The organism is Nocardiopsis sp. iso_25 (genome assembly GCF_056173305.1).
Genome location: NZ_CM149667.1, coordinates 6,594,686 through 6,609,501 on the forward strand (window position 1 = coordinate 6,594,686; position 14,816 = coordinate 6,609,501).

Sequence of the window (14,816 nt, forward strand, 5' to 3'; positions counted from 1 at the left end):
CTACCCTCTCTCAGCCAGAAGAGCGATGACCTCGTCCAGGTCTGTGCCGTCGTCGCGCAGCCGTTCCAGCGCGTCCAGCACCGGGTCGTCGGGGGCGCTCCCCCCGCCGTCCGGCGGCGGTTCCGGGTCGCCGTCGCGCCGTTCCCCCCTCCGCCGGGCGACCAGGCGGGCCAGCGCCCCCGGGCACCGGGCCACGAGGTGGGCCGCCAGGCCGGAGACGGTGTCGTGTTCGAAGAGCACGCTGGGCAGGAAACCCGGATCGACCGTCCGCATGAGTTCCCGGGCCAGGCCGACGGCCGCGACCGACGTCATGCCCAGGTCGAGCAGGGGCGTGTGAGGGGCTATCTCGGCGACGGGCCGTCCCAGCCGCGCGGCCACGAGGTCGCGTAGGAACTCCGTGGCCCGTTCGTCGAGGTCGTCGCTGAGCGGAACGGCGTCGGACGGTGCGGGTTCCCCCTCGGGCAGGACGTCCCACACGAGCCCGGCAGGGGGCGCGGTGGTCTGCCCGGACGGGTGCGGTACCGGCCGCTCAGTCCGCGCCTCCGCGGTGTCGGGCGCGCCGGCTCCGGTGTCCGAACGGATCCAGTGCCGGTCTCCGGCGAAGGGGTAGGTCGGCAGATGGAGGCGGCGCGGAGGGGAGTCGTGGAGCACGGCCCAGTCGAGCTCATATCCCTGGAGCCAGAGTTCGGCCACCTTGCTCCACGTGCCCTGGCCCGACCATCGCCGCACCAGGTCCCGCCGGAGGTCGTCCTCATCCAACAGGGCGGGGCGTGTGCGCGGGTCCCCGACCCGGCCCCTCCAGAGGTTCGAGCCCCCTTGCCCCTCGGCCAGCGCGCCGAGGGCCTCGCGCACGTCCCCGACGCTGTGGGCCAGGAGGACGGCCCGCTCCTCCAGGGCGACACGGCCCGTCTGGAGGGTGAAGGCCAACGAACGCAGGTCCACGTGCTCGTGTGACTCCAGGAAGCGCAGGAGCCGGCGGGCGTAGGCGCGCAGCCGGCCCTCGTCCTTGGCCGAGAGCGGGACCAGGACCCCGCGGGGAACCGTGTCGCTGACCGGCCCCTCCTCCCCGGCGGCCTCCTCCAGGATGACGTGTGCGTTGGCCCCGGTGGCGCCGAAAGCGCTCACTCCGGCGCGGCGGGGGCCGTCCGCGGTCCACTCCTGGAGCCGTGTCTGGAGGCGGAACGGCGAGTCCTCGAAGTCGACGTACGGGTTGGGGCGGCCCGTCTCGGGCTGCGGGGTCAGCGTGGCGTGGTGCAGTTGGAGGACGGTCTTGGTCAGGGCGCTGATCCCAGCCGCCGACTCGGCGTGCCCGATCGCGGCCTTGACCGAGCCCAGCGCGCAGAACCGCCGCGCCTCGGTCCGTCCGCCGAACGCCCTGCTCAGTGCCTGGAACTCGATCAGGTCGCCCAGTTCCGTCCCGGTCGCGTGCGTCTCGACGTAGGAGATGGTCTCGGGATCGACACCCGCCCTGTCCAGGCACTCGGTGACGAGCGCCTCCTGGGCGGCCACCGACGGGGCCCGGAACCCGGAGGTCCGCCCGGAGTGGCTGACCGCGCTGCCCCTGATGACGGCGTAGACGCCGTCCCCGTCCGCGAGTGCCCTGTCCAGAGGCTTCAGCAGCACCGCGCCCACGCCCTCCGCGGAGACGAACCCGTCCCCGCCCGCTCCGAACGGTCGCCCTGGTTCCCCGCTGGCGTGAAGGTCCTGCAGTCCGTAGGTCTGGTACTTGCTGGGGTGCAGGGAGAGGTTGACCCCGCCGACGATGGCCACTCGGCACTCTCCGCGCCGGATGTCCTCCGCCGCCAGGTGCACCACGCTCAGCGACGACGCGCACACCGTGTCGATCACCATGGACGGACCGTGGAAGTCGCAGAGGTACGACACGCGGTGGGCGATCGGTGCGTGGTTGAGGGCGAGGGGGATCGTGTGCCCCGCGGCCTCCTGCTGCACCAGGGCGTAGTCCTTGTGCATGACCCCGGCGTAGACGCCGACCAGGCGGCGACGGCTCACGCCCTCCGCCTCGACGAGGTTGTCCGGGGTGTACCCCGCGTCCTCCATCGTCTCCCAGCACGTCTCCAGGAACAAGCGCTCCTGCGGATCGAGGAGGGCCGCCTCCTCGTCCGATATCCCGAAGAAGCCGGCGTCGAAGCGGGCGACGTCGTCCAGGAAGCCGCCCCAGCGGGACATCTCCCGGCCGGAGGGCGAGCGCACACCGGCGAGGCGGTCGCGCGACCACCGCTCCTCGGGAACCTCGGTGACGCAATCCCGGCCCGCCTTCAGGTTCTCCCAGAACTCGGCGACGTCGGCGGCCTTCGGGTACCTGCCCGCGATCCCGATGATCGCGATGTCCCGCCGTTCCGGTTCGACCGCGGCCGCGTGGGGCACCGGGCGGCTCCGGGCGGCGGTGGTCGCCGTGACGGGACGGGGGCTGGACGGGGCCGGGGCGTCGGGGGCGAGGTCGCGCAGGTGTTCCGCGAGGGAGGCGACCGTCGGGTACTCGAAGAGCAGGGTCGGGGCGAGCCTGGCCCCGAGGGCGCTCTCCAGTTCCCTCGTCAGACGCAGAAGCTGGACCGAGGCCAGTCCCAGCTCGTAGTAACCGGCGGTCGTGCTGATCGAACTCTCCGGCTCCCCCAGGTGAGAGGCGATGAGCGAGACCAGGAGCGTCTCGATCGCCCCCGGCGCCGCGCCGCCGTCCGGTCCCAGTGGTTCGCGGACGACCGCCCGGTCCCGCGCCCCGGTGCACGGATCGAGGAGTTCGGGATCCCGCACGGCCTTACACGTGAAGTCGGTCAGCTCGCCGACCTTACGTCCGCCGGCGTCGAAGAACTCCATCGTGAAGCTGAGCAGGTCCTCGCCCAGGGAGACGGTGTCCCGCCGGACGCGCGTGTAGCACGTGGTCCGCAGGGGCGCGCTCGCGTGGAACGACCCGTGGAACAGGGGGAGGAAGAGGCGGTCGGCGCCACCCGCGGCACTCTCCACAGCCTCGATGACCGCAACGGCGCTGGCGTCGATCAACGTCGGGTGGAACAGGTGGCCCGCGTCGCCGGCCGGCGCCCGGTCGTCCACCGCGGCGTGGACCCAGATGTCACGCGCACCCGTGTAGGAGGCGCCGAGGGCGCGCATCGGCCCGTCGTGCACCAGCTCCCTGTCCCGGAACCCGCCGTAGACGTCTTGGAGGTCCATCACCCTGCCCCCCTCCGCGCGGATCGCGTCCGGGCGCACACGCTCGTCGTCGGCCTCGGCTGAGCGCTCGCGCATCTCCGCCGTGACGTACGGCGGTGCCGCGTCCCCGTCTCCGTCCCCGTCCCCGGAACCGGCCTCCCGTACCTCGACGCGCCAGCCGCCGGCACCGTCGGAGTGCGCGGTGATCCCCAGTCCCGCGTCGGCTCCCTCGGCCACGACCAGCGGACGGTGGATCATGAGGTTCTGGAGGGCGAGCCCGGTGAAGTCCGCCCCGGCCTCGGCGAACCACTGGTACAGCAGGTCGATCCAGGCGACGCCGGGCATGAGCAGTCGGCCGTGGACCCGGTGGTTGGCCAGGACGGGGTGGGTCGCGTCCAGCCTCGCGGTCCAGGTTCCGGACGGGTCGTGCGCGAGGCCCCCGGCCGCCGCGTCGGGGACCGACCGGGACGCGCGCGCCGCCGGCGCGTCCCCGTCTCGCACGTCGGACCGTTCGAGGACCGGTGGCTCCAGTGGTCGGCGCAGCACGTGGGCGGGTTTCTGTTCGTGGTACCGGAGGACGACGTGGCCGTTGGTGCCGCCGTCGGCGAAGCTGCTGACCGCCGCGTGGGAGATCGGCGTGCTCACCAGTTCACGGGGGAGGGCCAACCCGGCCGTGTCCATGTCGAAGTGCGCGGAGGGCTCCTGTCCGGACAGGAACGGCACCAGGCTCTGGTTGCGCAGCGTGAGCACGGCACTGATGAACCCCGCGATGCCCTCGGCGCACAGCGGGTGGCCGATGTTGGGTTTGACCGATCCCAGGTGGAGCGGGACCGAGCGGGACCCCGCGTAGACGGCCTTGACGGCCTTGAGTTCGAGCAGGTCCGTCATCTCGGATCCGGAACCGTTGACGTGGAGGTAACCGACCTGGTCCGGTGCGCAGCCCGCCTGTTCCAGGGCCTGACGCATGACCCTTTCCTGGGCCCGCGGGCTGGGCGTGGCCGGTCCGGCGGTTCGCCCGTCGTTGTTGATGGCGATTCCCTCCACGACCGCGTGGATCGTGTCCCCGTCGGCCTCCGCGCGCGCGAGCGGTTTGAGCAGGACCGTGCCGACGCCCTCGCCCAGCACGACGCCGGAGGCGCGCCGGTCGAAGACGTGGAACACCCCGTCCTCTTGGAGCAGTCCGCGCCGGCGGAACAGTTCGTGGGACGAGGGGTCGGCAAGCAGGCTGACGCCCGCCACCAGCGCCTGGTCGACCGATCCGCTGGACAGCGCGTCCGCGGCGACCCTCATCGCCGTCAGCGCGGAGGAGCAGGCGGTGTCCACGACCATGGACGGGCCCTCCCAGTTGAACGCCTGGGAGACGTTGGCCGCCAGGTAGTTCTGCCCGACGGCCATGATGGGGTTGCGCGCCCGGTCCACCATGCCGAGGTCCGTGTTCGACCGGCTCCTGGCGCCGACGTACACACCCGTCCTGGAGCCGTCGAGCTCGTCCGGACGGTACCCGGCGTGGTGGATCGCCTTGAGGCTCTCCTCCAGCAGGACCAGGGCCTGAGGGTCCATCGCCCGCACGTCCTCCGGTGGCAGCGCGAAGCGGGCGGCGTCGAACAGATGGGCGTCGTCGATGAGCCCGGCGTGGAGCCCGGCCGGTTCCGCCCAACGGCTCTCCGGGACCCGGCGGATACCGGAGCGCCCCTGAGACAGCAGGTCCCAGTACGCGTCGAGGTCGGGGGCGCCCGGCATACGGCACGCCAGACCGATCACCGCGAGGGACGCGCCCCGCCCGGACGGCGCGGCGGTACCGGGCTGGACGGCGGCGGTACCCGGTTGGACGCCCGCGGTTGGACGGACGTCTTCGGCCAGCGACGGGCCGGGGGGCCGGCCGCCCTCCCCCTGCGGCTCCGACGAAGCACTCCGGCCGCCGAAGGCCACGGCCACCTCCGCTCCGTGGGTGTCGAGCAGCCACGCCGACAGTTCCCGCACGCTCGAGTACTCGAGCAGGGCCGAGGGTTCCAGCTCGGCCCCCAGACGTTTGCGGAGCTTCTGGAGGACCTGGGCGAGCAGGATGGAGTCCGCGCCGTACTCGGCGTAGGACGTCTCCTCGTCGAGGTGTCCCGGCCGAAGCCGCAGTTCCTCCTCGAACACCTCGGTCAGGTAGGCGGCCAGCGCCCGGGCGGTGTCCGCCGGTCCTTCGCCGCTCCCGTCCTGACCGCTCCCCCGGTGCTCCGTGGCCGCCTGGCTCCGCGGTCCGGCCTCGGGGGCGCCCGCCCGGGGGGAGGTGAGGGCCTGCGCGTCGAAGCGGTCGGGATCCACCACCACGGGCATGACCACGGGCCCGCGGTCCGTTCCGAGGATCTCGTCGAGCAGGGCGAGCCCTTCCTCGTCGGTGATACTCAACAGCCCCGTGTCCGTGTACGCCTGGGCCGTCACCTCCCCGAACCCGGTCTCGCGCCAGCTCGGCCACTGAATGCTCGTGACGGGTGGGGATCCCGCGTTCGCCCGGGCGAGGTGGTCCATGAAGGCGTTGCCCATCGCGTAGTCGCTCTGCCCCGCGCCCAATGAGGGAACCGCCGAGGAGACCGACGAGAAGAGGAGGACGAAACGGAGAGCACGGTGGTCGAGGCTCCGCAGGAGGTTGCGGGTCCCCTCCACCTTCGGCGACACGACCCTGGCGATGTCCTCGGGTGCCTTGCGGACGAACGCCGGGTTCTCGGTGTCCACGAGCCCCGCCGCGTGGACGACGCCGGCGATCGTGCCCATCTCCTCCCGGACCGACCGGACCATGGCGTCGACCTCGTCGGCCCGGTCCAGGGCCGTCGCCAGAACGCGGACCTCCACACCCGCCGCCTCCAGGTCGAGGACGGCCCGGATCTTGTCGCGGACCGATGACGGGTACCGGTCGGCCGTGTCCCACAGACGGCGCGGCGGCAACGCCTCCCGGCCGGTCAGGACCAGCCGCCTGACCCCGTACCGTTCGACGAGGTGCCGGGCGCACAGCAGGCCCAGGCCCCGGGTGCCACCGGTGACCAGCAGCACGTCGTCCTCGGCGAAGGCCTGGGCACCGACGGGGGTCCCCGGGGCGAGGTCCTCCAACACGGGGACGTACCGGCGGCCTCCCCGGAGGCACACCGCGCTCTCGGCGCCGGTGTCGGCGATTTCCTCCAGGACGGCGGCCGCGACCTCGTCGGACCGGCTCGCTCCGGGATCCAGGTCGAGGTGGCGCGAGGTCAGGGCGGCGTACTCGCTGCCCAGGGTCCGGTAGAGCCCGGCCCGAGCCGCCCCGGCCAGGTCGACACGGGTGTTCTCCAGGTCCTCGAGTCCGCGGGTCACGAAGAGCAGGCGGCGTTCCCGCGTGGGCCGGGACGCCAGCGCCCGTTGCAGGAGAAGCACCGGTTCCGAGGCCGACCCGTGTTCGCTCAGGCCGGTGAGGTCGATCCAGGTCGAGCAGTCCTCGATCCGTGATCCGAACCGCTCCCAGGCGCCCGGGGAGACCTCGAGCGCCGCCGCCCCGCCGAGGAGCGCGACGACCGCGTCCGCCAGCGGCCCGGTCGCGGGATCGTGGAGGACGACGGCGTCCGCGGGTACCGCCGACCTTCCCTTGACCGGGGTCTCACGCCACGACCTGTCCAGGAACCGTGTCGCACGACGCGCGGTCCCGGTCCGCGCGGTCTCCTCCGAGGTCGCCGCGGCCGCGTCCCGGGGGACCCAGTGCCGCTCGCGGGCGAAGGGGTAGGTCGGCGCGCTGGTCCTCCTGGGTGTGCGGTCACCGTGGAGCCGGTACCAGTCGGGCACCGCGCCCTTCACCCAGAACTCCAGGACGTCGGCCAGCTCGCCCCGCTCCAGCAGACCGCCGACGATCCGGTCGAGGTCCTCGTCGGGGATGAGCGCCAGGGCCTCCCTGCCGTCCCGGACGTCTCCGCTGAGCACCCCTTCGGCGGAGGTGCCCCCCGCCAGGTACCGCTCCAACCCGCGCGCCAGGGAGTCCAGCGAGTCGGCGAGGACCCCGAGCCGTACGTCCATGGCCTCGCGTCCGACCTGGAGTGTGAACGCCAGGTCCTCCAGAGACGTGCCGTCCGCACGGCCCCGCTCTTCCCGCACGAACCGCAGCAGGTCGTCGGCGTAGGCACGCAGGCGCTCACCGTCCTTGGCGGACAGGGGGACGAGGGCCGGCCGTCCCGGTTCCGCCTTCGGCCGCCTGTCGACGTGTTCCTCGACCACCAGGTGCGCGTTGGAACCGCCGGCCCCGAAGGAGGAGACCCCGGCGACGCGCGGCCAGGACCGTCCCTCGAAGAAGGGACGCTCCCACTCGCACAACTCCTGGTTGACCTCGAACGGCGTGTTCGCGAAGTCGATGTCGGGGTTCAGGGTGCGGGAGTGGAGTGAGGGAGCGATCTGGCCATGTTTCAACTGCAGGAGCACCTTGCTCAGGCCCGCGATGCCCGCGGCGCTCTCACAGTGGCCGATGTTGGACTTGGCCGAGCCGATCCGGCAGTACCCCGTGGCCTCGTGGTCGCCGAACGCCTGGCTCAGGCCGCCGATCTCGATGGGGTCGCCCAGCTTGGTTCCCGTGCCGTGCGCCTCCACGTAGCTGACCGCCCTGGGGGACACCCCCGCCTCGTCCAGCGCGGCGCGGACGGCCGCGCCCTGCGCCCTCGGGTTGGGCACCGTGTAGCCGTTGGTCCTCCCTCCGTGCGTGACCGCGCTGCCCTTGATGACCCCATAGACGTGGTCGCCGTCGCGCTCGGCGTCGGCGAGCGGCTTCAGAAGCACGACACCGACCCCCTCGCCCGGGACGTAGCCGTCCCCGCCCTCGCCGAAGCTCTCGCAGTGGCCCTGGCTCGAGATGAACTGACTGTTGCTCAGGCTCAGGTACTTGTTCGGGTGAACGGTCACGTTCACCCCTCCCGCGAAGGCCATCCCCGCCCGGCCCTGGCTGAGGTCCCGGCAGGCCAGCTCCACCGCCGTCAGGGAACTGGAGCACATGGTGTCCACGGTCATGCTGGGGCCGTGGAGGTTCATGACGAACGAAACGCGGTTGGCGACACTGGCGTAACTGGCGCCGATCGCGTTCGGGTTGCCCTGGACGCCGCTCCCGTTCCGGAACAGCAACTGGTACTGCCCCCACATCACACCCGCGTACACGCCGACCCGGCCTCCGAGGGGTCCTCCACCGGCGCGCCCGAGGGCCTCCCTCGTGTACCCCGCGTCCTCCATCGCCGCCCAGGCGTGTTCCAGGAACAGGCGCTCCTGGGGGTCCAGGTAGTCGGCCTCGCGGGGGGAGATGTTGAAGAACAGGGGATCGAAGCGGTCCACCTCCGGGATGAAACCGCCCCACCTGCTGTAGTGGCGGTCCGGCATCGCGCGGTCCTCGGTGTAGTGGTCGCGCCAGTCCCAGCGCTCGGCCGGGACCTCGACCACACAGTCGCGCCCGTCCCTCAGGTTGCGCCAGTACTCTCCGAGGTCCCGGGCCTGCGGATAGCGTCCGGAGAGCCCGATCACCGCGATGTCCAGCGCCGACGTCCCGCGGTGTGCGGGGACGGACGGCCGGGCGCCGTCCCCGGCCGGCTCCGCCGCGGCCTGTCCCGCCTTGGTCGGGGCATCGAGCGCCCGCCGGATGTCCTCGCTCCGCGATTCCTCCCGGGGGAGGAGCGCGGCCAGCCTCGACCGGTGCCTGTCCACGAGGTACCCGCCGAGTCCGGTCAGGGTGTGGTATTCGAAGAGGAGCGTCTTGGGCAGGGGACCGAACGTGGCCTCCAGCCCCGAGGTCACCTCGGTGGCCAGGATCGAGTCCATGCCGTAGGTGCCGAGGGGCTCGTCGGCGTCGATCCCCGCGGCCCGTTGCCCCGTCCGCGCGGCGATCTCCTCCCTAAGGAGCCGCACCGCCTCCCTGAGCAGGGCCCGGTCGTCACCAGCGGCCGGGGCCGTCCGGACCGGTGCGCCCCCGGCCTCGTCGGCCCCGGAGAGGAACGGCACCATCCGGTCCCCCTCTCCCGCCATGACCAGTACGTGTACCTCGTCGCTCCCCATGGCGCGGTAGAACGCCCGGATTCCGTCCGGTGTCTCCAGCGGAACCAGCCCGGCACGGGAGCGCAGTGCGTCACGCGTGGCGTCGTCGGCCCCCATTCCGCCGTCCCGCCACAGGGGCCAGCCGACGGAGAGGGTGCGGCCCGTACGCCGCCCCACGCGCACCAGGGCGTCGCGTTCGCGCGCGAACCCGTCCATGAACGCGTTGGCCACGGCGTAGTCCGCCTGTCCCACGTTTCCGGTCACACCCATGACCGAGGAGAACAGGACGAAGAAGTCCAGTTCCTCGTCCCTGGTCGCCCGGTCGAGGCTGAGACAGCCGTCGACCTTCGGGCTGAGCACGCTCTCGAACTCCGCCACGGACTTCCTCGCGACGAAGTCGTCGTGGATCACCCCCGCCGCGTGGACGACGCCGTGGAGCGCGCCGAAACGCCGTTTGACGTCCGCGACGAGCGCCTCGGTACCGCCCGCGTCGGAGATGTCGAGCCTGTGGTACTCGACGCGCGCCCCCCGGGCCTCCAACGCGTCCAGCCGTTCCCGCCTCACCGCGTCCAACGGGGAGCGGCCGGTCAGGACGAGCACGGCCTCCGGTGCGTACCGCGCGATCTCCTCGGCGAAGAGGGTCCCCAGGCCGCCGGCGCCCCCGGTGATCAGGTAGACGCCCTTCGACCGCCAGGGGACCTCCGCCGCCTCCTGGGAGGCGGGCAGCGGCCGCCAGTCGAGGACGCACCGCTCACCGCCCTCATGGCTGATCTGGTGGTCCTCCGGGGCGCGCGCGTCCTCCTCCAGCCGCTCGACGAGGTACGACGCCGTCGCGTCCCCGGGAACGGTGATGACCTGCCCGACGACGTCGGGGTTCTCCTGGTGGGCGGACCTCGTGAGCCCGGCGAGGGCCCGAAGCGCCCAGGCGTCCTCACCGGAGACGATCAGGACTTGGACCAGCGCGGGGGCTGAGGGCTTGGCGAGGAGGGTCTCCCTGACCGTTCCGAGCAGGTTGAGCGCGTGGTTTTTGAGGGTGTCCGCCACGGACGCACCGGACTCGGTCACCTCCGTGAACTCGATGTGCGGTGCCAGTGCGCGCAGCTCGGCCAGACACCCGCCGAAGCCGCATACGAGAACCGACCGGGCCGGGTACGCCGGATCCGCCGACCGCTCCGGCACGGGGCGGGGGGCCCATACCGGCCGGAGGAGGGAGACCTGGGCATCGGTCCCCCGCCCGGTGGCCCCTCCGGACTCGCCGCCCCTCATCGTGTAGCCGCGCAGGCTCACGAACACCTCACCATGTTCGTCGCAGAGGTCGACGTCCCAGCGTTCCGCCGTGTACGACTCGTCCCGCGGCGCCTCACGGATCCACGCGTAGGCGTGCGACGGGGAGCTCCCGTACACCTCGACGCCCTCGGTGGCGAACGGAAGCGCGGCGGCCCTTCCGGACCGGCCGTGCCGTGCCTCGTGGGCGCGCGGAGCGATCACCGCCTGGAGGGCCCCGTCGACGATGCTCGGGTGGAGGACGCCCCCTTCCGGACCGGTGTCCGCGCCGTCCGGCAGGGCGATGGCGGCCAGGAGCTCCCCGTCACCCAGCCAGACCGTTCGCAGTGAGCGGTGCGAATCGCCGTAGTCGAACCCGGCGTCCCCCAACGCCGCGTAACACTCCTCGTGACTGAGCGTCCCAGCGCTCATCCTCGACCTCAGGGAGTCGACGTCGAGGGCCGGAGGCGGGAGCGCGGGGCCGGGGGCGCCCACCCCGCGGGAGTGGACGACGTCCCGACCGTTCCCGTCGTCCGCGCGGAACTCGTAGGAGACCGTGCCGTCCGCTCCGCCGACCACGGACACGTGCACCTCGCGCGGGCCGCCGTCGACGACGAGGGGGCGTGTCCACACCACACCGTCGAGGCGCACCGGGGCGTCGTCACCGTGGTGCAGTGTCCGGGCGACCGCCGCTCTGGCCATCTCCAAGTGCACGGCCGCCGGGAGGACCGGCGCGTTCCGGACCCGGTGGTCCGCGAGGAAGGGTTCGGCCCCGGTCAGGACGGCGCGGTACCCCGCGACGTCCGACTCCGGCGCGCGCTCGCCGAGCGGCGAGCGCGAAGACGTGGGCCGCGGACGCGGTTCCGTTACGGGATCCTCGATCCAGTAGTGCGTCTCCGCGAACGCGTGGGTGGGCAGGGGTACGCGCCTCGGCGGGGTGCCGTCCGCGTACAGCAGCTCCCAGTCGACCTCGGCCCCTCGGGTCCACGCCTCCAGCAGTCCCGCGTGGTCCCGGCTCGCCAGCCGCGCCCCGGTCATCTCGGTGGCGGAGGCCGTGCCGCCGGCGGTCCTTCCCCGTCTCGGCACGGCGGTTCCCCGGAAGACCCCGGGTGTGCCTTCCTCCCCTCGGACGAAGGCCGCGAGGAGATCCTCCAGCGAGCTCCCGTCCACGGGCAGGAAGGCGACCCTCTCGCGCATCTCCTCGCGTCCGACCTGCAGTGTGTAGGCCAGGTCGAGCAGGTCGGCGCCGTCCGGTTCCGCGCGCCGCAGATATGCCAGCAGGCGTTCGGCCTGGCGGACGAGCTGCGCCCCGGTCCCGGCCGAGAGCACCGGCAGCACCGCTTGGCCGTCTCCGCTCGCGGCCTCCCGGGTGTCCGCGTGCTCCTCGACGATCACGTGGGCGTTGCTGCCTCCGGAGCCGAAACTACTCACTCCGGCCAGGAGGGTGGAACGCCGTCCGCGTTCCCATCGGCTCCAACCGTCGACGACGTACAGCGGGGAGTCGTCGAGGGCGATCCTGGGGTTGGGCCTCGTGTAGTGGACGTTGGCGGGCAGCACCCCGTGCCGGGTGCACAGGACGGCCTTGAGCAGCCCCGTGGCGCCCGCGGCCGCCTCCAGGTGGCCGAGATTGGTCTTGACCGACCCGAGTGCGCACGGCGACCGGGACCCGGCGAACACCCGGGCGAGTCCCTGGACCTCGATCGGGTCGCCCAGAGCGGTGCCCGTGCCGTGTGCCTCCACGTAGCCGACGTCGGAGGGCTCGGCCCGGGCGTCGGCTAGGGCGGAGGCGACCAGTTCCGCCTGCATGTCCGCGTTGGGCACGGTGAGACCGCCCGACTGGCCCCCGTGGTTGGTCGCGCTCCCCCGGATGACCGCGTGCACGTGGTCGCGATCCTCAAGCGCCTTGGCCAGGGGTTTCAACAGGAGGACGACGCCGCCCTCCGACCGCACGTAGCCGTCGGCCGCTGCGTCGAAGGTCTTACAGAGCCCGTCCGGGGAGAGCATCCCCGCCTGGTGGTAGGCGAGGGTGTTGGCCGGGTGGCACAGGGCGTTCACGCCCCCGACGACCGCGGCCTCGCACTCGCCCTCCCGCAGGGCCCGCACCGCCGCGTGCACAGCCACCAGGGAACTCGAACACGCCGTGTCCGTCTGGACGCTGGGGCCGCGCAGGTCGTAGAAGTACGACACCCGGTTGGCGATGATGGCCATGGAGGTCGCCAGTCCGCTGTGTGCGCGTACCGGTATCCCCGCCGAGTCCATGAACCTCTGGTAGTCGGACCCGCTGGCACCGATGTACACGCCGGTCGAGGTGCCCCGGAGCGAGCTCGCCCGGTATCCCGCGTCCTCCAGGCAGGCCCAGGTGAGCTCCAGCATCCATCGCTGCTGCGGGTCCATGAGCCGCGCCTCGTTGGGCGTGATCCGGAAGAGCTCGGCCTCGAATCGGCCCGCGTCCGTGACGAAGCCGCCGCGGTCGATCCCCGGGTACTGGGCCGGGTCGACTCCCTCAGGCCAGCGCCAACGAGACTCTGGCAGGTTGCCAACGGCTGACCCGCCTGCCTCCAGCAGTCGCCAGAGGTCCGTGTAGTGCTCGATGCCGTCGGGTAGGCGACAGGCCATACCGACGATCGCGATGTCGCGGGGCCCGTCTCCCCCGTGCTCCGCGGCCGGTGACCGTCCTGCCGCGTCGTCCGGGTCCTGGTCTTCGTCACGGTCCAGCGCGGAGATGATCCGGGCCGGGGTGTCGTGGTCGAAGAGGAAGAGCGGATCGAGGCTCAACCCGTAGCGCTCCTCGATGGCGACCTGGAGTTCCAGGAGATCGGCGGAGTCGAGCCCGAGCTCGAACAGCGGGGTGTCGAGGAACCCCTCTCCCGCCTCCTCGGTGTCCGACAACTCCGCGACGGCCTCCATCACCTCGGCCGTCAGTCGTTCTGTGCCGGGGATCTCCGATGCTCCGTCGGCGCCACCGCGTGCGTACTCTCGGACGCGCTCCTCCCTGTGCTCCAGGTCGTACTCGACCAGGACGCCGTTCCCGCCGTTGGTCCGGTCACCGGGCCGGTAGCCGGACACCAGTCCCCGTACCTCGGCGCCGTGCGACTGGTGCATCCGCAGCACCGTGTCGAGGAGGCGCCCCTGCGGGGTGCGCTCCCGGATGTAGTCCTCCAGGTCGATACCGGGGTGACGTTCGATGTCCTTGCACCGGGTCACGCCCACGACCGACCGGACGGCGCCCTGTTCCCGACACAGGGTCAGCAGGTGTTCCAGCAACGTGTCGCCGTATCCCCTGCCCTGTCTTTCCGGGTCGATGTTGAGGGAGAGGACGTGGGCGACCTCCGCGTCGGGGCGGTGAAGGGAGTCCGCGGTGGCGAAATCGACGGTGAAGAGTTCCTCCGCCGCGACGATGCGCTGGGAGTAGATGACCCCCCAGACACGCCCCTCCTCCTCGATGACGAAGTGGGAATCGGGGTTTTCGGACAACCGTCGGCGCAGGATTTCCTCTGAGAGGCGCAACTGTTCGGGCCAGCAGAGCCGTTCCAACTCCGTCAACCTGACGATATCGCCCTGTGCGGCCTGACGAACAAAGCCAAATCGAGCACCAAGCACACCAGATTTACCCATATTCCAGGATTTGCCAATCCACATCGCCACAGGACTCCCCAGCAGCCGGAGGGACCATGGCAGCAAAGAACGTAGAAGTTGAACTTTCTACATAATCTGGACCACCCCGACAGGGATAGAAGTAACATATAGGACATGCCCCCCACCTGCCAAGGGAACGCTCCCGGCCCGCCACCCCAACCCAGCACCCACACCGGATCCCACAACCCCCGCCGACACGACGAGGACGACAAAACTCCTGCACAAGGCACTCACGCGAGGATCGGGGCCCGTCTTTTCACGTGCGCCCGGCGCCACCAGAAACCCCGTGGCCAAATCTGGCCACATCTTCCCAACAAGAAAAATGATGCGATATGAATTCGCCAAGTCACCCTCCGTAAGAAAAGACAGATGGAGCTCTCCGCCCGCACCTATCGGCACCTCCACGCGCATGGACGCCCCCCACAGGACCTCGCCATGACACGGGAGCGCGCCTGGTGACCTGCTCCTGAGCACTGTCGAAGCAAGCCCACCGCCCGCACCGAGAGCCAGAAGCAGGCAGATCCGAACGCGCCCGGAGGACACGGAAACATTTCATATGACATGCATCACCAATAATATCGAGCGGGGGCGCCAAGCCAGAACCAAAGGTGATCACCACACGAATCCGCCCCAGGGGAAGAGAAACTCGACATATTCCGGAAGTGGCCGAACTCGGCCGCCATCCTGGCGAAGTCCAGAGAAAATATTCCATGCCATCCGGAAACCGAACAATCTCCGGACACGCCGGACGG

At 71.4% G+C, this 14,816-nt stretch carries 1 protein-coding gene; it reads right to left on the reverse strand.

Annotation, left to right across the window (positions count from 1 at the left end):
- Complete coding sequence (locus tag AC0VX6_RS28135; protein ID WP_475466937.1) at nucleotides 1-14,067, reverse strand: SDR family NAD(P)-dependent oxidoreductase; 14,067 nt, start codon at nucleotides 14,065-14,067, stop codon at nucleotides 1-3.
- Nucleotides 14,068-14,816 lie beyond the last annotated feature (749 nt).

Bases quoted from the DNA above. Each gene is read 5' to 3' on its own strand.
- AC0VX6_RS28135 (WP_475466937.1), bottom strand. From the start codon at position 14,067: ATGTGGATTGGCAAATCCTGGAATATGGGTAAATCTGGTGTGCTTGGT.